At 68.6% G+C, this 18,908-nt stretch carries 22 protein-coding genes; 12 read left to right on the top strand and 10 right to left on the bottom strand.

Annotated elements, in window-relative coordinates; genetic code table 11:
• Positions 1-3 precede the first annotated feature (3 nt).
• Genes ACFY0P_RS13515 through ACFY0P_RS13505 form a run of 3 tightly spaced genes read right to left on the bottom strand, consistent with a single transcriptional unit; the run spans position 4 to position 1,935 of the window.
• Complete coding sequence (locus ACFY0P_RS13515; RefSeq protein ID WP_388911069.1) at positions 4-957, bottom strand: alpha/beta hydrolase; 954 nt, start codon at positions 955-957, stop codon at positions 4-6.
• A 55-nt stretch (positions 958-1,012) separates the two neighbouring features.
• Positions 1,013-1,474, bottom strand: coding sequence for a cupin domain-containing protein (locus ACFY0P_RS13510; protein WP_388911474.1), 462 nt, complete (start codon positions 1,472-1,474; stop codon positions 1,013-1,015).
• A 2-nt stretch (positions 1,475-1,476) separates the two neighbouring features.
• Positions 1,477-1,935 (bottom strand): nitroreductase family deazaflavin-dependent oxidoreductase, encoded by a 459-nt coding sequence (locus ACFY0P_RS13505; RefSeq protein ID WP_388911066.1) that lies wholly within the window; start codon positions 1,933-1,935, stop codon positions 1,477-1,479.
• Between the two features lie 1,155 nt (positions 1,936-3,090).
• On the opposite strand from ACFY0P_RS13505, the gene ACFY0P_RS13500 reads away from it, so the two are divergent.
• The gene (locus ACFY0P_RS13500) at positions 3,091-3,429 is read left to right on the top strand and encodes a hypothetical protein (protein WP_388911063.1); all 339 of its coding nucleotides are present in this window, start codon (positions 3,091-3,093) and stop codon (positions 3,427-3,429) included.
• A gap of 137 nt (positions 3,430-3,566) precedes the next feature.
• On the opposite strand, the gene ACFY0P_RS13495 is transcribed toward ACFY0P_RS13500, so the two are convergent.
• Positions 3,567-4,064, bottom strand: coding sequence for a MarR family winged helix-turn-helix transcriptional regulator (locus ACFY0P_RS13495; protein ID WP_388911061.1), 498 nt, complete (start codon positions 4,062-4,064; stop codon positions 3,567-3,569).
• Between the two features lie 98 nt (positions 4,065-4,162).
• Between ACFY0P_RS13495 and ACFY0P_RS13490 the strand changes: the two genes are divergently transcribed.
• The 5 genes from ACFY0P_RS13490 (at position 4,163) to ACFY0P_RS13470 (ending at position 7,765) form a co-directional block, all read left to right on the top strand.
• Positions 4,163-5,128, top strand: coding sequence for a zinc-binding alcohol dehydrogenase family protein (locus tag ACFY0P_RS13490; RefSeq protein WP_388911058.1), 966 nt, complete (start codon positions 4,163-4,165; stop codon positions 5,126-5,128).
• A 160-nt stretch (positions 5,129-5,288) separates the two neighbouring features.
• Positions 5,289-6,731, top strand: a complete 1,443-nt coding sequence (locus ACFY0P_RS13485; RefSeq protein ID WP_388911055.1) for an FAD-dependent monooxygenase — start codon at positions 5,289-5,291, stop codon at positions 6,729-6,731.
• Between the two features lie 46 nt (positions 6,732-6,777).
• Positions 6,778-6,939 carry a hypothetical protein gene (locus tag ACFY0P_RS13480; RefSeq protein WP_388911052.1) on the top strand — a complete coding sequence of 54 codons (162 nt, stop codon included), beginning with the start codon at positions 6,778-6,780 and terminating at the stop codon, positions 6,937-6,939.
• Between the two features lie 188 nt (positions 6,940-7,127).
• Complete coding sequence (locus tag ACFY0P_RS13475) at positions 7,128-7,361, top strand: type II toxin-antitoxin system VapB family antitoxin (RefSeq protein ID WP_020136336.1); 234 nt, start codon at positions 7,128-7,130, stop codon at positions 7,359-7,361.
• Positions 7,358-7,765 carry a PIN domain nuclease gene (locus tag ACFY0P_RS13470; RefSeq protein WP_388911049.1) on the top strand — a complete coding sequence of 136 codons (408 nt, stop codon included), beginning with the start codon at positions 7,358-7,360 and terminating at the stop codon, positions 7,763-7,765. Before ACFY0P_RS13475 ends, ACFY0P_RS13470 begins: the two co-directional genes overlap by 4 nt.
• 468 nt (positions 7,766-8,233) lie before the next feature.
• Here ACFY0P_RS13470 and ACFY0P_RS13465 read toward each other — a convergent pair whose 3' ends face one another.
• Both ACFY0P_RS13465 and ACFY0P_RS13460 read right to left on the bottom strand, forming a co-directional pair.
• Positions 8,234-8,587 carry a transposase gene (locus tag ACFY0P_RS13465; protein ID WP_388911472.1) on the bottom strand — a complete coding sequence of 118 codons (354 nt, stop codon included), beginning with the start codon at positions 8,585-8,587 and terminating at the stop codon, positions 8,234-8,236.
• Positions 8,588-8,698: 111 nt separating this feature from the next.
• Positions 8,699-9,610 (bottom strand): LysR family transcriptional regulator, encoded by a 912-nt coding sequence (locus ACFY0P_RS13460; protein WP_388911047.1) that lies wholly within the window; start codon positions 9,608-9,610, stop codon positions 8,699-8,701.
• 217 nt (positions 9,611-9,827) lie between these two features.
• On the opposite strand from ACFY0P_RS13460, the gene ACFY0P_RS13455 reads away from it, so the two are divergent.
• The 6 genes from ACFY0P_RS13455 to ACFY0P_RS13430 all read left to right on the top strand — a co-directional run bounded on the left by ACFY0P_RS13455 (position 9,828) and on the right by ACFY0P_RS13430 (position 15,184).
• Complete coding sequence (locus ACFY0P_RS13455; RefSeq protein ID WP_388911044.1) at positions 9,828-10,562, top strand: SDR family NAD(P)-dependent oxidoreductase; 735 nt, start codon at positions 9,828-9,830, stop codon at positions 10,560-10,562.
• 225 nt (positions 10,563-10,787) lie between these two features.
• Positions 10,788-11,411 (top strand): NADPH-dependent F420 reductase, encoded by a 624-nt coding sequence (locus ACFY0P_RS13450; protein WP_388911042.1) that lies wholly within the window; start codon positions 10,788-10,790, stop codon positions 11,409-11,411.
• Between the two features lie 96 nt (positions 11,412-11,507).
• Complete coding sequence (locus tag ACFY0P_RS13445; RefSeq protein WP_388911039.1) at positions 11,508-12,443, top strand: SDR family oxidoreductase; 936 nt, start codon at positions 11,508-11,510, stop codon at positions 12,441-12,443.
• Between the two features lie 81 nt (positions 12,444-12,524).
• Positions 12,525-13,184 carry an NADPH-dependent F420 reductase gene (locus tag ACFY0P_RS13440; protein ID WP_388911469.1) on the top strand — a complete coding sequence of 220 codons (660 nt, stop codon included), beginning with the start codon at positions 12,525-12,527 and terminating at the stop codon, positions 13,182-13,184.
• 1,287 nt (positions 13,185-14,471) lie between these two features.
• Positions 14,472-14,849 (top strand): type II toxin-antitoxin system RelE/ParE family toxin, encoded by a 378-nt coding sequence (locus ACFY0P_RS13435; protein ID WP_388911036.1) that lies wholly within the window; start codon positions 14,472-14,474, stop codon positions 14,847-14,849.
• Positions 14,846-15,184: a helix-turn-helix domain-containing protein gene (locus ACFY0P_RS13430; RefSeq protein ID WP_388911033.1), complete on the top strand. Its 339-nt coding sequence runs from the start codon at positions 14,846-14,848 to the stop codon at positions 15,182-15,184. The genes ACFY0P_RS13435 and ACFY0P_RS13430 overlap by 4 nt, the downstream gene beginning before the upstream one ends.
• Positions 15,185-15,696: 512 nt before the next feature.
• On the opposite strand, the gene ACFY0P_RS13425 is transcribed toward ACFY0P_RS13430, so the two are convergent.
• The 4 genes from ACFY0P_RS13425 to ACFY0P_RS13410 are packed head-to-tail and all read right to left on the bottom strand — an operon-like array spanning position 15,697 to position 18,834.
• Entirely contained in the window at positions 15,697-16,311 is a 615-nt protein-coding gene (locus tag ACFY0P_RS13425; RefSeq protein WP_388911031.1) for a nucleoside deaminase, read from the bottom strand.
• Between the two features lie 32 nt (positions 16,312-16,343).
• Entirely contained in the window at positions 16,344-17,189 is an 846-nt protein-coding gene (locus ACFY0P_RS13420) for an ABC transporter permease (protein ID WP_388911028.1), read from the bottom strand.
• Complete coding sequence (locus tag ACFY0P_RS13415; RefSeq protein WP_388911025.1) at positions 17,186-17,965, bottom strand: ABC transporter permease; 780 nt, start codon at positions 17,963-17,965, stop codon at positions 17,186-17,188. The genes ACFY0P_RS13420 and ACFY0P_RS13415 overlap by 4 nt, the downstream gene beginning before the upstream one ends.
• Positions 17,962-18,834 (bottom strand): ABC transporter ATP-binding protein, encoded by an 873-nt coding sequence (locus tag ACFY0P_RS13410; RefSeq protein WP_388911022.1) that lies wholly within the window; start codon positions 18,832-18,834, stop codon positions 17,962-17,964. The genes ACFY0P_RS13415 and ACFY0P_RS13410 overlap by 4 nt, the downstream gene beginning before the upstream one ends.
• Positions 18,835-18,908: the final 74 nt, after the last annotated feature.

The following is an 18,908-nucleotide window of genomic DNA, read 5'->3' as shown; positions in this document are numbered from 1 at the left end:
CGGTCACGGCTGGAGCGCGGGGTCCGGCGTGGCGTCGGGTGCGGTGCCTTCGGCGGCGTTCGCGGCACGGGCCCAGTGGGTCCGGGCGAAGGCGGCGGCGGAGTCCAGTGCCTCGTCGGCTTCGTCGAGCAGGGCGGCGAACGCCTGGAAGACGTGGGGGACTTGGGGCCAGACTTGGAGTGCGACGGGTACGTCGTGGTCGGCGGCGCGTCCGGCCAGTCGTACGGCGTCGTCCAGCAGGATCTCGTGCGAGCCCACTTGGATGAGCAGGGGAGGCAGGCCCGCGAGGTCGGCGAAGACGGGGCTGGCCAGCGGTTCGGTGCCGGGCGTCCCAGCGAGGTAGTCGCGGGCGCGGGTACGCAGGGCCTGCGGGGTCAGCGCGGGGTCCAGACGGGCCTTGCCCGTCGCACTGGCGCCGGACACTGTGAGGTCGGCCCACGGCGAGAACACCGTGGCCGACGCAGGCTGGGGCAGGCTCGCCTCCCTGGCCGCGACCAGCGTTGCGACGGTCAGGCCGCCGCCCGCGGACTCGCCGACGAAGGCGATCCGGTCGGCGGGGATCGCCTGGTCGAGCAGCGCGCGGTACGCGGCCACCGCGTCCTCGACGGCCGCGGGGAACTGGTGCTCGGGGGCCAGCCGGTAGTCGACGCAGACAGCACGGCCACCGCAGCGCCGGGACACGTCCGCGGCCAGGCCCGCCGCGTCGGCCGCGGAACCGATGGCGTACGCACCGCCGTGGAAGTACAGCAGCACGCGGGACGGATCGCTGCCGAGTGTGTCGACGGTGACGACGGGCACGCCGCCGAGGTGCCCGGGGGCGGTCGTGACATCCGGTGGCAGCGGTATCGAGGTCATCATCTCGTGGAAGACGGCGCGCGCTTCGGCCACGTCGCCTCCGACGTCGAGCGGTGCGTGGCGGAGCATCTCGTCGAGGGCGCGGCGTTGTTGCCCGGACATGGCGGTGCCTTTCGTGCGGGGTGGATGCGCGGGTGGAGCGTGGGGGTGCCGGCGCTCAGCGCGGCGGGCCGAGGACGATCTGTCCGTACAGGTCGGCGGCCTCGGCCATCCGGTCCTTGGAGATCTCGAATCCTTCGGGCCGGGGGGCAGACAGGTCGCGTCCGGCGTGCCGGAACATGCCCTCGATACCGCCCGGAGTGCAGATCATCAACAGGTCCGCGGTGTCCGAGGTGATCCGGTAGCCGTGCGGGACGTTTCTGGGCAGGTAGACGATGCCGCCCTCCGACAGTTCCATCTCCTGGTCGTTCGACCACAGCAGCGCGGTGCCCTTGATGAGCATGAAGATCTCGTCCTCGCGGGTGTGCATGTGGTACGGCGGCGCCTCGCCCTTGGCGACGCTGAACCGCCCGACGGTCAGCTGGCCCTCGGTGGCCGCGCTGTCCAGGAGTACGGCGAACTGGCCTCCGTCGAGCCATTCGAGTTTCTGCTGCTGATCGGGCTGAGCGAGATAGGGCATGCTCACGACGACGTCCGTTCTGTGCGATCGGCGGGCGCTGTGCCCTTGCCGGTGGGAATGAGCGCGACGACGGGGATCACTCGTCGGGTCTTGCGCTGGTAAGCGGCGAAGCCCGGGTAACGGCGGGCCTGCTCCGCGAACGCGGTGTCGCGCTCGGCGCCGCGCAACTCCTCTGCCTCTACGGCGATTTCGTCGTCACCCACCTCGATCCGGACCTCGGGATGCGCGACGAGGTTGTGGTACCAGTCCGGATTACGGTCGGAGCCCGCCTTGGAGGCGAAGACCAGATAACGGCCCTGATCGGCCAGGTACATCATCGGATTCACCCGGGCCGCGCCTGAGCGCGCCCCTATGGTGTGCAACAACAGCACCGGGGCCCCGGCGAACCCCCCACCCAACTGTCCGTGGTTCGCGCGGAACTCCTCGATATTGCGTTCGTTGAATCCGGCTGCGTCAGCCATTGTCTCTCCGGCGGGGGAGGGGGTGGACGATCTGCGAGCCGGGCAGCGCGCGGTATGACGTGCCCGTGCCCGTGCCCGTGCCCTGCCCAGGTCGGGGCTCCGGGCTCGGATCTTCATGGTCCTCTGCGGGAACCCGACGCCACCAGACGCGAGGCTGAGACCAGCAGTACCACCTGACAGTTTCCGAGCCTCGGGGCCGACGGGCCGACGGGCCGACGGGCCGACGGGCCGACCAGGACGGTCCTGGGCTCGGGACTGCACGGCCCGACACCGTGCCGCGGGAGGCCGCCGAATACTTCGGTGAGACCGGACTCGGGCGGAGAGGAACCGACGGGACAGGGAATACCCGCGGTACGGCGCGCCGGACGGCCTCCCGTCGAGTGGTGCAGCCGGGCAGGGCTGTGGAACGCGCGGGTGCCTCCCCGGGGCGTCCACCCGCCGGCCGTTATCGCTCCCTGAGCGAGGGCAGACCATCGCGCAAGTCCCCCTGGTGAACGGGCAGTTCGACCGGATGAGGGCGCGACGGCCTGGTCCCGGTCCGACCTGCTGCGGCTCCTGGAGTCGACACGTACGGCAGACGGGTGGGCCGCACCTGCCAGCTGGGGGCACGGCTTTCGCCCCCCAGCGGTGCCGCGGGCGGTCTCGCGGGCGCCGCCTACGGCGCGGAAGTAGGTGCGTCCATCGGCTCGGCCATACCCGGTGCGGGTACCGTCGTCGGCGGTGTCGTCGGGAGTGCCGTCGGAGGCATCATCGGCAGCGGTGTGGCATCCGATGTGGCCGACAAGGTTATGAACTGGTTCTGATCCTGGATGGAGGCATCCCCCGCGTGACTGGCACCGAGCCTGTCGGACTACTGAAAGTCCTGATCGTGTACGAGCGGCCCTCGGCGAACAGGGTGTCCTGTCACGCCCGCTGCATCAGTCTGGGGCGGAGCGTCTTCTCCGGCGATTCAGTGCTTCCGGAGAACGGCCCACCGGATGCCGGGGTCTCCCCGGCCCGGGTGCTCCGGATACACCGACGGCCGTACGGGGAGTTCACCGAACTGACCCCTGGCTGGAGCGCCGCGATCGAGCTCGAGGCTCCCGAGGGCACGGACCTGTCCTGGGTGCAGCCCATGGCGAACCTCCGAGTGGCCCAGATGGAGGCATTCACAGCATGACTGGTACCGAGCCTGAGGGGCTACTGCGGGTGCTGATCGTGTACGAGCGGCCCTCGGTGAACAAGGTGACCTGTCACGCCCGCTGCATCAGTCTGGAGCGGAGCATCTTCCCCGGCGACTCGGTGCTCCCGGTGGACAGCTCACCGGGAGCCGGGGTTTCCCCGGCCAGGGTGCTCCGCATGTACAGACCGCCCATTGGGGAGTTCTCCGAACTGCCCGCCGTCTGGAGTGCCGCCATGGATCTCGAGGCCCCCGAGGGCGCAGACCTGTCCTGGGTGCAGCCCGACGCGAACCTCAAAGTGGTCCCGCCGACGACCGGCACGGAGCAGGGGTAGGCGGGCTGAGCACCGCTTCGGCGGTGGCCGACCGGAGCTCGTGCCGCGCCGCGAGCACTGGACGAGCTTGGCGGCCGCGGCAGAGCATGGCAAGCACGTGGTGACGGTGCCGCGTGGGTCCGTTTGACGGAGTCCGGTCAGTGCGGGGTGTGGTGCAGGTCGATGCCGCGGGCCTGGGCGTCCGCGGTCACGATCCGGGTCGCCAGCTGTGACAGCTGCTTTCTGTCGGTTTCGGGCAGTGGCTCGACACACCTCTCGATCTGTCCGGCGAACTGCGTGGCGACCTGTTCGACGAGCTGACGGCCGGCGTCGGTGATCGACACCTGGTACGAGCGCCGGTCGACGGCGCTGACGGTGCGGGTGACCAGGCCCCGGCGCTGCGCACGGTCGACCAGGCCCGTGATGGAGGACTTGTCGAGGCCGAGGTGGCGGCCGAGCTGGTTCATCGTCGGCTCCCGGTCCCGAAGTATCCCGAGCAGCCGCGTCTGGGTGATCGACAGGTCGTACTGTCCCGCGATCTCGGCCAGGCCGTTCTGTACCAGGAACGACAGTTGGGCCAGGGCGTCGACCAGTCCGAAGTCCTCGTCCGCGGATGACGGCCCGGGCGGGGGCGGCATGTCGGAGGATGAGCTCATGTCCCGATCCTACTTGCAAAGGTACGCGGCACCTACTAATTTAATTTGCGTCACGTACTAAAACCTTTGTGTCGCGTATCAAATCTGAGGAGGTTCCCGTGAACATCCATGCCGCCGTCGTCAGTTCGTTCGACAGCCCGCCCCGCTACGTGCCCTTCGGCCTGCCCGCCCCGACCGGCGAGGACCAGGTGCTCGTCGACGTCCTCGCGGTGGGCCTGCACCCCCGCGTACGTACCGGTGCGTCGGGCAGCCACTACACCAGCACCGGGAAGCTGCCGATGGTGCCCGGTGTCGACGGGGTCGGCCGGCGCGAGGACGGCCGGTTGGTGTACTTCGTCGCCGATGACGACCTCATCGGCCCGATGGCCACCCGGACCGTCATCGACAGCCGCCACAGCATCCCGCTGCCCGACGGCGCCGACGTGGTGAAGATCGCCGCGGCGATGAACCCGGCCATGTCGGCGTGGGTGGCGCTGCGCCGCCGCGTCCCGATCGAGGCCGGGCAGTCGGTGCTGATCCTCGGCGCCACCGGCAACGCCGGCCAGATGGCTGTACAGGTCGCCAAGCGCCTCGGCGCCGGCCGGGTCGTCGGCGCCGGCCGTGACCAGGCCCGCCTGGCGACCCTGCCCGGGCTCGGCGCCGATGCGACCGTCGCGCTCACCGGCGACGCCGACGCCACCGCCGCGGCCCTGGCCGGGGAGGCCGCCGAGGTCGACCTGGTCATCGACTACCTGTGGGGCAAGCCTGCCGGCGACGCGATCATGGCACTGCTGCGGGCTCGCGCCGACCGCGGCCGTGCCCTGAACTGGATCCAGATCGGCGCCATGGCCGGCCCCACCATCGAACTCCCGTCAGTGGCACTGCGCTCGGCGAACTTCCGCCTCCAGGGCAACGGCCAGGGTGCCGTGTCGACCAGGACCTACCTGGAGGAACTGCCCTCCCTCGTCGACGAGATCGAGGCCGGAGGCCTCACGGTCACCGCCAAGGCCGTACCCCTCGCCGACATCCGAACCGCGTGGAGCGCACCCGAGGTCCCGGGCACGCGCACCGTCCTGGTGCCCTGAACCCGACGGGACCGTCGTGCAGCCCGTACTGGACTTACCGAAAGAGCACAAGTGCTATGGCACACACCACCGACACCGATGTGATCATCTGCGGGACGGGTGCCGCTCCCGCGGCAAGGGCATCCAACCCCGCAGTCAGGAGGTCTTCGAGGACCTTGGCGTGATCGACCGGATCGTCGCCTCCGGCGGCGAATACCCCGTCCAGCGCATCTACACCGCCGACGGACCCATTGACCAGGTGGGCGTGGAGATGTCGGAGCCGACGCCGGAGGAGCCGTACCAGATACCACTGCTCGTCCCGCAGTTCCTCACCGAACGCCGGCTGCGTGAACGCCTCGCCGAACTCGGTCATGCCCCGCACTACAGCCACGAACTCGTCGGCTTCGACCAGGACGCCGAGGGCGTGACCGCGGTGATCGCCACTCCGGACGGCGAACAGACCGTCCGGGCCGCTTACCTGATCGGTGCCGACGGCGGCTCCAGCTTCGTCCGCAAGACCCTCGGCATCGGCTTCCCCGGCAAGACCCACGGCGTACGCGCCGTCGTCGCCGACGTCTACGTCGACGGCGTCTCGTCGGACGCCTGGCACCGCTGGGGCGAGGGCACCGCCGGGCAGGTGTCGATGTGCCCGCTGTACGGCACCGACATGTTCCAGCTCCAGGCCCCCATCCCCTTCGACGTCGACCTGGACCTCTCCGCCGACGGACTCACCGCGTTCTTCCGTGAACGCGCCGGTCGCCACGACGTCGTGATCCGCTCCGTGTCCTGGGCGTCCGCGTTCAGCATGAACGCCAGGCTCGCCGACACCTACCGGCGCGGACGCGTCTTCCTGACCGGGGACGCGGCGCACTGCCATCCGCCGACCGGCGGGCAGGGCCTCAACACCAGTGTCCAGGACGCCTACAACCTCGGCTGGAAGCTCGCCGCCGTACTCGACGGCGCCCCGGAATCCCTGCTGGAGACGTACGAGCAGGAACGCCGGCCGATCGCCCAAGCCGTTCTCGGGCTGTCCGAGAAGCTGCTCGAAGCGGCCAAGAACCGTGACATCCACCGGGGGCGCGAGGTCAGCCAGCTCGACCTCGGCTACCTGGACTCACCCCTGTCGCTGCACACCCCCGAACGCGACACCGGTGTACTCGCCGGCGACCGTGCGCCCGACGCGCCCGTGACCGGCGCCGGCGGCCTTCCCACCCGGCTGTTCAGCCTGTTCCAAGGACCTCACTGGACCCTGCTCGGCCACGACGTCGACGACACATCGGCTCCGGCACCACGCCGCGGCCTGCGCATCCACACCATCGGCACCCGGGGCGACATCCTCGACACCAGCGACCGCGTCCAGAGCGCCTACGGGCTGTCCTGCGAACAGTGGGTGCTCATCCGCCCGGACGGATACGTCGCCGCCGTGGTCGACACCGCCGACCTCAGCGGCCTCGAAACCTATCTCGACACCGTCGGCGTCCGCCCCCTCACGGCGACGCGACCCACCACCACGGAATCGAGGACCGACATGCCCACAGAGACTTCTTCCGACAGCACCCGCACACCAGAAGGTCGTCGTGATCGAGCCGGCTCTCTCGTGGCTTCATGGCCTGCGTCGTACTGAACGCGACACCTGAGTCAGGTCAGCCAAGCTGTCAGGGGCCGCGGAAGTGCGGTTGCTGTTCGTGTTCGACCCGGACCGACAGGCCGCGATCCTGGTCGGCGGTGACAAGGCGGGCAACTGGTCCGGCTGGTACCGCGTCGCTGTGCCCCAGGCGGAGCAGCTGAAGATCGTCGCTGACTTCGGTGATGAGACCTACGTCGTCGGCTGATCGCCTGTTGAAATCGACGTTGGTGCTCCACCTCTGTATCCGGGGTGGAGCACCAACGCGTCGGTAAGGGACTCCGCCGCGCCGAAGTTCCATGCACTTCCCTCGCGTGGCCTGTTCGGGATCGATGGCTGCGCCCGATGTTGGTGATGTATCTTAGGTACATACATCGTGGATGTTGGAGGTGTCCGATGTCCGTCACGCAGATTGATCTCGACGACGAGGCGCTGGCCGAGGCCATGCGGCTCATGGGCGCCACGACGAAGAAGGAGACCGTCAACGCGGCCCTTCGGGACTATGTGGCGCGGATCAAGCGGCTTGAGGCTGCGGAGAAGCTGGCCGCGCGGGGTGCGCGTGGAGAGTTCGAGCAGGCCGCGGCGGCGCATGACGCGGAGAAGCGTGCGCGACGCGAGGCCTTCGAGTGATCACGTATCTGGTGGACACCTCGGCTCTGTGGCACCTGTTTCGCACCCCCGGTGCGTTGCGTCCCTGGGAGGGACACATTGCCGCCGGGGTGTTCCATCTCTGCGAGCCGACACGTGCCGAATTTCTCTACTCGGCAACCAGCCCGTCCCATCGGGATGAGCTCGCAGAGGAACTGGACGCGCTCTGCTTGCTCTCTCCGGTTCCGAAGAACGCCTGGCGTTGGGTCGACACCGCCCAGTACAAACTGACCCAGCAGGGCCAGCATCGGGCGGCTGGGGCGATCGATCTGTTGGTGTGCGCGACGGCTGTGCACCATGGGCACACCGTCCTCCACGTGGACAACGACTTCGCCACAGTGGCCGAAGTACTCAAGGAAGTTCAGCAGCGAGACGTGCGCGCCTGATCTCAGAGGGAGAGCGCACCCGGCTCGCCCGCAGGTCTGTCACTCGTCGTCGGTCGGCCCCGGTTGCCGCGCGTCACCAGGTCCGCTGCTCGTGAGTGTGGAGTTGGGTGGTGGTCGGAGAGCTGCGACCCTTCTGATCTGCGGTGGAGTCGATGGTCGAAGCTGTCGCTCGGGGGCCGGGTGGCTGCCGTGAGGTCGATGACGAAACCCAGGGGCCGTACAGGGGCCGGGGCGGCGCAGCCGGGTCCCGGCCGATGGTGTCTCTGGGGTGATTCGCTGTCCGCATTCACCTGGCGGGATGCCACCGATCAGGTCTGGAGCAGGGAGAGGACGAAGCGACGCGGCTTGCCGGCCTCGTGCAGCTCTTCGGACGTAGGTCTGCTGTCGTCGGGCAGGCCGACCATCTTCGCGCAGGTTGGGGATCCGGGCGCTTTGCGAGAACGCGGTGGCCAGGACGGCGTCGGGGTCTCAGTCGAAGTACCCGACGGACGGACGGCCGGCCGTCCGCCCGGACGAACGCGACCGGAGGGCGCTTGTTGCGGGTGCTGTCGCGCGCACCCGCGGGTTCATGCCGGGGTAGGACACGAGCTTGTCCGCGTTGGTGAAGCGGCGGAAGTCTCGGACCGCAGCCGGCACGGTGACTGCGGTATCGCGTCCACTTTGGGGATGGTCATCAAGCGCCGCACGACTGGGTGGTCTGACGCCTCGGCGGCTGGCCGCCGTTCCACCTCGGCGATTTCGGCACTGTAGAAGGCGAGCTGACGCAAAAGGGCACCCACGGTTTGCCGCTCGTCGACCGGCAGAGTCTGATGCTCCAGCCAGGCCCGGCCGCGTATCAGGTGCGCCAGGTGCGCCGACAGGGGCCGCAGCATCCTGATCCGCTCGTCCGGCGGCCAGGTATCCGCCAGGTGCTCTTGTTGTCAGTTGGACCGCTCAACCGTGCTTTGAAACGGCATCGCTGCCAAGCTGCCACATTTCGTAGTTCCCACATTCTGCCGTGATCTCGGCCGTCTCCTGAGCGGCGGTGATGAAGTCATCGACCACTGGTGAGGTATGCGATGCCGCCACCGCGAGGCACACCTGGTCGGGCGCGAGATCCGGGATGGGCACATAGACGACGTTCGGATGTGAGTAGAACACGGACGCCGAACGGGCCAGGAACGAGATGCCCCGGCCGGCCGCGACATGTTCGAGCGTCTCGTCCACCCCGCGCACCAGGTACCCGGCGTTGGGGTGCGGGCGGCTGGTGGGCTGCGTGCTCGGGTCGGCATGCCAGAGCAGCGGTTCGCCGGCCAGGTCGGCCTCGGTGACCTCCGCCTTGCCGGCCAACCGGTGGCCGGTGGGCAGCACAGCCACCCGCGGCTCGGTGTACAGCGGGGTGACGCGCAGGCCGACCTCGTCGATGGGCAGCCGCACATAGCCGACGTCGATGCGGCCGTCGAGCAGCATCGGGGCCTGGTCGTCCCCTTCTATCCGCTGCAGGTCCACGACCACGTCCGGGTGCTGGGCCCCGAACGCTCGCGCCGCCGGGCTGACCGGGATGCCGGCCCGGAAACCGACCGTCAGCCGCCGACTGCCGCGGGCGGCCACGGACACCCGGCGGCGAACCGCGCGCGCGGAGGCGAGCAGCGGACCGGCGTCGGCCAACAGTTGTCGGCCCGCGTCGGTCAGCGCCACGCCGTGACGGTCTCTGGTGAACAGTGAGGCGCCGAGATCCTGCTCGAGCGCGCGGATCTGCCGGCTGAGCACCGGCTGCGCGACATGCAGCTCATCGGCGGCCCGGCCGAAGTGCAACTGGTCGGCCACGGCGGCGAAGTAACGCAATTTCCGTAGGTCCAGATCCATGAAGTCTCCCGGTCCGGTGATGCCTTCAGGGTATCACCACCGCTAAAAGAGGTCTTGGACACCCGCTCAGGCCGATGGGAACCTGAATAGGCACCCATTAGGGCCGAAGGGAATTCGGGGCAAGAATTCGACATCTGGGCTTGATGGCAGAGCCCGGGCCCGGAATGTGCGCGGTGTTTCAGAAATCCATTAGTTCAGCTAATTCAGCGGAGTGATCGTGGGAAAGCTCGATGGCAAGGTAGCGGTGATCACCGGCGGATCCACCGGTATGGCACTGGCCGGAGCCAAACTGTTTGTCGAGGAAGGAGCGCACGTCTTCATCCAGGCCCGGCGGCAGGAAGCACTGGATGACGCCGTCAAGTTGATCGGCCGCAACGTCACCGCCGTCCAGGGTGATGCGGCCGAACTGGACGACCTGGACCGCCTGTACGACACCGTCAAGCGGGAAAAGGGCTCGATCGACGTGTTGTGGGCCAGTGCCGGGACGGGCGAACACGCCGTCCTCGGCGAGATCACCGAGGAACAGTTCCACCGCGCCTTCTGGCTCAACGCGCGCGGGACCCTGTTCACCGTGCAGAAGGCACTGCCGCTGATCAACGACAACGGCTCAATTCTTATGACCGGATCCAACGCCTCACTCGGCGCCTTCCCCGGCTGGAGCCTCTACGGGGGAAGCAAAGCCGTCCAGCAGGCCTGGGCCCGCGTCTGGCTCAACGAACTGCGTGACCGCAGGATCCGGGTCAACGTCCTGACCCCCGGTCAGGTCGCCACCGCCAAACAGGAAGAACTGTTCGACAAGGCGACTAAGGCCGCATTCGAGTCCCTCATTCCGCGCGGAAAGATGGGCCGCCCCGATGAAATCGCGACCATCGCCCTGTTCCTCGCCTCCGACGACTCCAGCTACGTCAACGGCCTGGAACTGGTCGCCGACGGCGGTACCACCGCCATCTGATCCACACACCGGAAATACCGCGGGCAGACCCCGCAACAACCCGGTCGCCACAACGAACTGATCTCGAACGCGGACATCCGCCACGCGCCGAATTCGCGCCGGCGAGCCGGAGGTGCCGGAAAAGGCACGGCAGTCGGCCCGTAAACCTCGCGACCGATGCCCTGCGCCTGACCCTGCACGAGCGAGACAGAACGACACCTTGAGAACAGGAAGAGAGCGCACCTCATGAGCAGCATCACCCTCATCGGTACGGGGAACATGGCCCGCACCATCGGCACGCTCGCCGTGGCGGGCGACAACACCGTCGAGGTAATGGGACGCGATCGGTCCAAGGCCGATGACCTGGCCAAGGCTCTGGGCGGCGGCGCTACGACGGGCCAGTGGGGCGCCGTCCCGACCGGGGACATCGTCATCACGGCCCTGTTGTACGACGGTGTCGTTCCGGTCGTCGCCGAGTACGCAGACGCCCTCGCCGGCAAGGTCATCGTCGACATCAGCAACCCGTTCAACGCCACGTTCGACGGACTGGCCCACAACGAGGAGACCTCGATCGCGCAGGAAGTCGCCAAGGTCGCCCCGGCCGACGCCACCGTGGTGAAGGCGTTCAACACCATCTTCCGCAGTGTCCTGGAGAAGGGCCGGCCCAATGTCTTCATCGCCGGCGACAATGCGCAGGCCAAGGCGGGCGTGGCGGCATTCATCAAGAGCCTCGGTCTGCGCCCGCTGGACGTGGGCGGTCTGAAAATGGCGCACTGGCTGGAAGGAATGGGCTTGGTCACGGTGGGCCTCGCCGGTAACGGGGTCGGCCACGGGGACTTCGCCCTCGGCGTCGACGAATTCACCGGCTGAGCGCACGCACCACCACTTCCCACGCCGCACCACGCCAGTGGATCTGCGGCACGCGGAGAAGCAGCCCCTCCACCCACTCTCACCAGGAACAGTCACATGCGCGTTTTCGTCACTGGCGGGACCGGCCATTCCGGTTCGTACATCATCCCCGAGCTCATCGCCGCCGGACATGAGGTCACCGGCCTGGCCCGGTCGGACACGGCCGCGGCGGCTGTGTCCGCGCTCGGCGCGAAGGTGCGTCGCGGCGACCTCGAGGACCTCGACGGGCTCAAGGAGGCGGCCGCGGACTCCGACGGCGTCATCCACGTCGCGCACCGGCAGGACCTGCTTCCGTCCGGCGGGATCGACGCCGTGGCCGCCGCGGAGCTCCCGATCATGCTCGCGTACGGCGAGGCACTGGCGGGAACCGGAAAGCCGCTGATCGCGGCGGGGAGCATAGGCTCGCCAGGGAATCTGGGCCGGCCCGCCACCGAGGAGGACCCGGCCCTTCCCGGCGGCGATGAGTACAAGGGCACCCTGCGGGTCCGTAACGTCGTCGAGACCGCCGTCATCGGCCTCGCCGAGCGGGGAGTGCGGTCTTCGGTCGTGCGGATCGCCAACATCGCGCACAGCACGACCGATCGTGCCGGCTTCCTCCCCACACTGATCGCGCTCGCGAAGGAGAAGGGTTTCGTCGGCTACCCCGGAGACGGCGCGAACCTGTGGAACGCCGTGCACGTCCGCGATGTCGCCTCCTTGTTCCGCTTGGCGCTGGAGAAGGGGCCGGCCGGCAATTACTGGCACGCAGTTGGGGACGGAGGCATTCCGTTCCGCGAGATCGCCGAGGCCATTGGCAGCCGGCTGGGCCTGCCCACCGTAAGCGTTCCCGCGGACGTACTGATGGTGCCGGGATACTTCGGGTTCCTCGCGAACATAGTCACGCAGAGCTACCCGGCGTCCAACCTCGTCACCCGCCGGACCCTCGGCTGGGAACCCGCTCAGCCGGGCCTGCTCGCCGATTTGGACAACGGCCATTACTTCTCCGCCGGCTGACGGCAGGGACCCGAATCGCAACGGGCCCGGCAAATGACAAGGGTTCGGCTCTTCTGGAAGGACGCCGAGAATATGACGACTGTGGGATTCATCGGAAGCGGACATATCGGCGGTACCCTCGCGCGGCTCGCCGTCGAGGCGGGGCACCAGGTCGTGCTCAGCAATTCGCGCGGTCCCGAAACGCTTGCGGACACGGTCGCGGAACTGGGGCCGCGGGCGTCCGCGGCGACGAGCGGGGAGGCCGCGGCGGCCGGTGACATCGTCGTGGTCACGGTGCCGGTCAAGGCGTTCCCCAACCTGCCCGCCGAGCCACTGGCCTGGAAGCCGGTCATCGACACGTGCAACTACGGCCCTGAGCGTGACGGGCACATCGCTGAGTTGGACAAAGAGTCGCTCACCTCGAGCGAACTGTTGCTGCGGCACAGCCCGGACGCCATGGTCGTGAAGGCGTTCAACAACATCTTCTTCAAGCACCTGCTGTCACTCGCCCGCCCGGCCGGGGCGGCCGACCGCTCGTACCTGCCGATCGCCGGGGACTCCGCGCCGGCGAAGGTGGCGGTGACCGAATTCATCGAATGCATCGGGTACGGCGTGGTGGATGCGGGACCGCTGGCCGACAGCTGGCGGCAGGCGACGGGCACGCCGGTGTGGGGGACCCCGTACGGGCCGTACTCGAACGAGAAGGGCCAGCCGGCCGGCGAGGACGCCATCCGCGCGGCACTGGCCACCGCAACGCGGTAACCGCAGGTTGGCGAGGGCCGCGGTGGTCCGGCCGTGTCGCAACGGATTGGCTTACCGAGAGATGATGCTCCACCCCTCGCCCCGGGGTGGAGCATCATCCCCTGACTCCAAGAAGCGAGTCGCAGAACGGACCGCGGGCAGACGTGGGTCGCGGCGTTTCGACGCTTCCGGGCGGGGGTGACGGTCTCCGTACTCAGCCGGACTCGTCCTTCCAGGACGAGTTCTGGACGCAGGTTGGACACAAGGATCGGAAAAGACCGGCAAGGGCCGAGAAAGACTGAGGCGTCAAAATGCGTCTGACCTGGGAAAACGGCCAAGATGAGCATGGATCGACAAGGGTCTCCAAGATCCTCGAAGGACTCATAATCCGTCGGCCGTGGGTTCGAGTCCCACCCGCCCCACTTGTGCAGGTCGCTGACCTGCGGATACGTTCATTTTTGGGTGTCGGATCGTCAACTTCGCCTGAAAGGACTGAATCCGCTGCTCGTGAGTTCAACCTGGTTGCCAGTGTCGGTGGTGTGAGTGGCTCTGACCTGCGCCGATGTCCTAGTTCCCAGCGGCTGAGCCTGCGATACATGGCCCCTGTGGCTGGTTGGGTACCGAATTCTGGACGCCGGCTGGACGCCGCGAGGAAACCGGAATGGAGTGTTCCGGAGTTGAGTCGGCCACGCTGCCCCGGAGGAGCGGAGTCGGTGCGGCGTGGTGGCAAGGGGCTCATGCAGGTGCCGACGAGGCCGGTCGGCGCGAGGGAGAAACGGCCCGTACTGAAAACGGCCCAGATGGCAACCTGAGCGGCGTCAAGCCGCCGACGCGGTGATCGTCAACCGCCAGCCGGTCGCCGATGGTCTTCACCGACATGCTGAGCGGCCCACTGGACAGGGGGTGGTCCTCGGGGAAGGAAGCGCGGTCGAGGAGCGGGGAGGTACACGGCCGCGCGCAACTTCTGTACGAGCGCATCCGTCGGCTGCTGGGCCCCCGTCGCAGGGCAGGAACGCGGGACCCGCCACAGGTAGTTCTGAAAACGGCGCCCCGAGATGTGAGCGGGCCACCAGTGGCTGGCTCGTGGTGCAGGCCAAGGGGACCCATCGGGTGTGGCGCGTCGCCTGGTCTGCTGTAACCATTCCGGCTTTCCCCGGCCCCGTCGACGGCGGTCGCATCCGCGCCGCCTCCCGGTACAGGACCCGAGGGGTCGGCCAAACCGCCTGGGCCAGCCCGGTCCCACATCTGCCGTTATGACGTCAGTGGTGTATGCTGCCAGTGTAATAAATCGTGGAGGGGGACGCGTCCATGGCTTGGAAGATTGTCGTGGTCGAGCCGGCGCTGTCGTGGCTTCACGGCCTGCGCCGCACTGACCGCGACACTCTGCTACAGGTCAGCCAGGCTGTCACTGCCCTTCAGGAAGAGGGTCCCGCGTTGGGTAGGCCTCTGGTGGACACGATCAAGGGCTCGGTGCTGCCGAACCTCAAGGAGCTTCGCCCCGGCTCGGCAGGGGCCACGGAAGTACGGTTGCTGTTCGTGTTCGACCCGGACCGGCAGGCCGTGATCCTGGTCGGCGGTGACAAGGCGGGCAACTGGTCCGGCTGGTACCGCGTCGCGGTGCCGCAGGCGGAGCAGGCATACGCGGAGCATCTGAAGCGCATCGATGGAGAGGACGGGGCACGATGACTGATCACCTCAAGGACCCGCAGGCCGTCTCCTGGGGAGACCTGGCCGAGGAATTCGCCTTCAGCGATGCCGAAAAGGATCAGATCGAGAAGGGAGCGCAGGCGATGGTCCTGGCCTCCCGTGTGCACCGCCTTGCCGAGCTGCGGAAGCGGCAGCACACCACGCAGGTTCAGGTCGCCGAAGCCATGGGTGTCACACAGGCGCGCGTCTCACGCATCGAGAAGGGGCAGCTTGAGCGCAGCGAGGTCGACACCCTCGCGGCCTACGTCAGGGCGCTCGGCGGTAAGTTGAAGATCGTCGCTGACTTCGGTGACGAGAGCTACGTCCTCGGTTGATCGCCTGTCGAAAGTCGATGTTGATGCTCCACCCCGGTACCCGGGGTGGAGCATCAACGCATCGGTGAGGGAATCCACTGTGCGAGGGTTCTGTCCCCTGGGCTCAACTGTGCGGACTGGGCTGCTTCTGTGGTGAGTGTCCAACTCATCTACTCCCAGGGGCCATTGAAGGGCCACAAGGGCAGGAACACATCGGCAGGCATCATGCAGGGATCAGCGCCTCTGACCTGCGGAAACGACATAGATGAGCGTTGATCGGCAAGGACCGCCAAGATCCCCAACGGCCTCATAATCCGTCGGCCGTGGGTTCGAGTCTCACCTGCCCCACCAGTGCAGGTCGCTGACCTGCGGATACGTTCATTTTTGGGTGTCGGATCCTCAACTTTGACTGAGGAACCAGGTGGAGCGGCTGGACGGCACCGGCCCGAGTACACGGTGTGCCGGGACTGCTGTGGTCGGTGTCGGCGTCGCCGCCGTGATCGGTCTGCCGGCCGGGGACGCGACCCGGCCGGCTACGAGGTGACGGTCGCGGCCCCGCGTGCGTTGTAGACGACGGCGTCCTCGCGTTCGCCGTAGGCCCGGAAGACCGCGACCGCCTCGTCACGCAGCACGCCGGACACGACCTGGATGCCGCGCCGCTCGAACTGCTCGGCCCAGTCCTCGCGCATGGGGCCTTCGTCGAAACCGGTGAGCTGTTCCAGCTCGGGTCCTTCTCCGGGGATGACCAGACGGCGGACTCCGGACCACATCGCGGCGCCGTAGCACATGGCGCAGGGGCGCCAGTTGACGACCAGTTCGAGATCGGGACCGCCCGGCGCGCCGAGGTCCCACGCGCCCAGACGGGTCTGCGCGAGGGAGAGGGCGACGACTTCGGCGTGGGTGGAGGAGAGCCCTGAGGCCAGGACGAGGTTGACCCCGGCCGACACGAGTCGTCCGGTCCCCGTCTCCACGACGAGGGCGGCGAACGGCCCGCCGGTGTCCTCGCGGTGGTTGCGTTCAGCGAGACGGTTGGTGAGACGGACACGGTCTTCGTCGGTGGGCAGGGTCTCGGGCGCCTCGGCCAGTTCGGTCAGCACCCATGGGGGGAGTTGGGCGCCGAACGTGGTGGCGAAGGCGGAGGCATCCATTGCGCAGGTCTCCAGTTGCAGACGGGACGGGATCAGCTGCCCGGACGGATGTTGGGCGCGAAGCGGGCCAGGGCGACGGTCTCGATGGCCGCGATGATGTTGTACGCCAGTGCGGACACCGCGGTGAGGACCGCGACCGAGGCCCAGAGGTGGTCGTAGTCGAAGGTGGAGGAGTCCTTGAGCATGGCGTAGCCGAGGCCCTGTCCGGTGGAGAGCCATTCGGCGAGCAGCGCGCCGATCAGGGCTCCGGGGACGCCGACGCGGGCGCTGGCGAAGAACGCGGGGACCGCGCTGGGCAGCATGACCTTGCGGGCGACGGTCCAGTCTCCGGCGCCGTACGCGCGGCACAGATCGGCCGCCTGACGGGAGGCGGAGCGCAGGCCGAAGGTCATGGTGACCAGGGCGGGGAAGAAGACGACCAGGCCGCTGATGACGGTGGTGGCCGTCAGGCCCCGTCCGAAGACGAGGGTGATGAGCGGGGTCATCGCCACCAGGGGCACCGACCGCAGGACGACCGCCATCGGCAGCAGCGCCTGCTCGACGCTCCGGGACAGTACGAAGACGACCGCCACCCCGACCGCCGCCGCCAGCCCGGCCACGAAGCCGGACCCGGCGTCGAGCAGCGTGCGGCCCAGACCGGAGGAGACCAGGGAGCGGTGGGCGCCCGCGTCCGGGCCGGTGAACAAGTAGTGGAAGATGTCGACCGGTGACTTGGCCACCAGCGGGTCCAGGTCGTAGACCTGCAGGAAGACGATCCACAGGACGACGACGGCCGCCATCGTCACGACCACGTTCAGCAGCGGGCGCAGCACGCCCGCCACGAAGCGCACCACGGGGGCCGCGTCCGTCCTGGTCCCCGTCTCCGTCGCGGTGCTCATGCGCCTCCGCCTTCCACTGTCGTCGTGCGCGACCACGGCAGGGCGTAGCGGGCGACCAGCCCGACCACGCCGTACGCGACGCCTGCCACCGCGCCCGAGACCAGGGCGATGCCCCAGGTGCGGGGCACGTCGAGCTGCTGCTGGGCGATGGTCATGGCGATACCGAGGCCGCTGTCGACGCGGCCGAGGTATTCGCCGATGATCGCGCCGAGCAGCGCCGCCGGACCCGCGATCTTGAGTGCGGCCAGGGTGCTGGGCAGCGCGGCGATCAGGCGGACCCGCAGCATCTGCTGCCAGCGGCCGCCGCCGTAGGCGCGTACCAGGTCGAGCGCGGCCGGGTCGGCCGAGCGCAGCCCGAGCAGTGCGCCGATGAGGGTGGTGAAGAAGACCGACAGCCCGGCCATCGCCGACATCGGCTTGTCCCCGTCGAGGACGAGGGACAGGATCGGGCCGATCGCCACGATGGGCAGGCAGTACGAGGCCACCGCGATCTGCGTGATCACCCGCTCCAGCACGGGCACCAGCAGCACCAGTACCGCCAGGCCCAGCGCCAGCCCGTTGCCGACCAGATAACCGGTCAGGGCCTCGCCGACGGTCTGCTCGACATGCGGGCTGTAGAAGGTCCAGCCGTCGTCGAACACGCTCGCCACGACCGCCCAGGGGGTGGGCACGCCGTCCCCGGTGCCGACGACCGTGGTGGACAGCAGCGACCACGCCCCGATCAGAGCCGCGATGCCGACGGCCCCGCCGGCCCAGGCGGAACGCCGCGCACTCATGACGCCTCCACAGCGGGATCGGGAGCGTCGGCGGCGCTGTCGGCGGGAGTGTCGGTGCGGCCGAACAGGAGTTCCGACAACCGGTCGGCGTACGCGTGGAACTCGGGCGAGCGCATCATCTCCGGTGTGCGGGGACGGGGCAGGTCGATGGTGACCTTCTCCACGATCCGGCCCGGACGGGGCGACATGACCGCGACGGTGTCGCTCAGCAGCACGGCCTCGTTGATGGAGTGCGTGACGAGCAGGGTGGTCACCGCGCGGGCCTGCCAGATGCGCTGGAGTTCGAGGTTGAGCCGCTGGCGGGTCATGTCGTCCAGCGCGCCGAACGGTTCGTCCAGCAGCAGCACCTTGGGGTCGACGACCAGCGAGCGGGCGATGGCGACGCGTTGCCGCATGCCGCCGGAGAGCTGGGCGGGGCGGGCCTTCTCGAAGCCTTCGAGGCCGACCAGCTTGATGAGGTCGGAGATCGCCGCCGGGTCGGCCTTGATGCCGCTGATCTCCAGCGGGAGCCGGATGTTGGCGGCGACCGAGCGCCACGGCAGCAGCGCGGCGTCCTGGAAGGCTATGCCCAGGTGATGCCGTTTGCGGGCCGCCTCCGGGTCCTCGCCGTGTACGAGGGCCGTACCGGAGGTGGGGCTGTCGAGCCCGGCGAGGATCCGCAGAACGGTCGACTTGCCGCAGCCCGACGGCCCCAGCAGCGCGAGGAACTGACCCTCAGCCGTGTCCAGGTCGACGCCGGCCAGTGCGGGTACGCGCTGTCGGCCGAGCTTGAACTCCTTGCTCAGCCCGCGCAGGGACAGCCCGGTGCCGGTGTCGGCTGACCCTCCGGAGTCGTCGGATGCTTCGGGAACGGCTGCTGCGGTACTCATCAGGTGACCTCTGTGTGCGGTGCGGGTAGGGGAAGCCGGTACCGGCGGGCCGACGGGGCCGCGCCGGTACCGCC

The organism is Streptomyces sp. NPDC001714 (genome assembly GCF_042892755.1).
In the GTDB taxonomy this organism is placed as follows: Bacteria; Actinomycetota; Actinomycetes; order Streptomycetales; family Streptomycetaceae; genus Streptomyces.
This window is presented reverse-complemented; position numbering and strand designations above follow the sequence as displayed.

Excerpts from the sequence above, each read along its gene's own strand:
- ACFY0P_RS13515 (WP_388911069.1), bottom strand. The coding sequence starts at position 957 with ATGTCCGGGCAACAACGCCGCGCCCTCGACGAGATGCTCCGCCACGCA.
- ACFY0P_RS13510 (WP_388911474.1), bottom strand. The coding sequence starts at position 1,474 with ATGCCCTATCTCGCTCAGCCCGATCAGCAGCAGAAACTCGAATGGCTC.
- ACFY0P_RS13505 (WP_388911066.1), bottom strand. The coding sequence starts at position 1,935 with ATGGCTGACGCAGCCGGATTCAACGAACGCAATATCGAGGAGTTCCGC.
- ACFY0P_RS13500 (WP_388911063.1), top strand. The coding sequence starts at position 3,091 with ATGACTGGTACCGAGCCTGAGGGGCTACTGCGGGTGCTGATCGTGTAC.
- ACFY0P_RS13495 (WP_388911061.1), bottom strand. The coding sequence starts at position 4,064 with ATGAGCTCATCCTCCGACATGCCGCCCCCGCCCGGGCCGTCATCCGCG.
- ACFY0P_RS13475 (WP_020136336.1), top strand. The coding sequence starts at position 7,128 with ATGTCCGTCACGCAGATTGATCTCGACGACGAGGCGCTGGCCGAGGCC.
- ACFY0P_RS13460 (WP_388911047.1), bottom strand. The coding sequence starts at position 9,610 with ATGGATCTGGACCTACGGAAATTGCGTTACTTCGCCGCCGTGGCCGAC.
- ACFY0P_RS13450 (WP_388911042.1), top strand. The coding sequence starts at position 10,788 with ATGAGCAGCATCACCCTCATCGGTACGGGGAACATGGCCCGCACCATC.
- ACFY0P_RS13445 (WP_388911039.1), top strand. The coding sequence starts at position 11,508 with ATGCGCGTTTTCGTCACTGGCGGGACCGGCCATTCCGGTTCGTACATC.
- ACFY0P_RS13435 (WP_388911036.1), top strand. The coding sequence starts at position 14,472 with ATGGCTTGGAAGATTGTCGTGGTCGAGCCGGCGCTGTCGTGGCTTCAC.
- ACFY0P_RS13430 (WP_388911033.1), top strand. The coding sequence starts at position 14,846 with ATGACTGATCACCTCAAGGACCCGCAGGCCGTCTCCTGGGGAGACCTG.
- ACFY0P_RS13425 (WP_388911031.1), bottom strand. The coding sequence starts at position 16,311 with ATGGATGCCTCCGCCTTCGCCACCACGTTCGGCGCCCAACTCCCCCCA.
- ACFY0P_RS13420 (WP_388911028.1), bottom strand. The coding sequence starts at position 17,189 with ATGAGCACCGCGACGGAGACGGGGACCAGGACGGACGCGGCCCCCGTG.
- ACFY0P_RS13415 (WP_388911025.1), bottom strand. The coding sequence starts at position 17,965 with ATGAGTGCGCGGCGTTCCGCCTGGGCCGGCGGGGCCGTCGGCATCGCG.
- ACFY0P_RS13410 (WP_388911022.1), bottom strand. The coding sequence starts at position 18,834 with ATGAGTACCGCAGCAGCCGTTCCCGAAGCATCCGACGACTCCGGAGGG.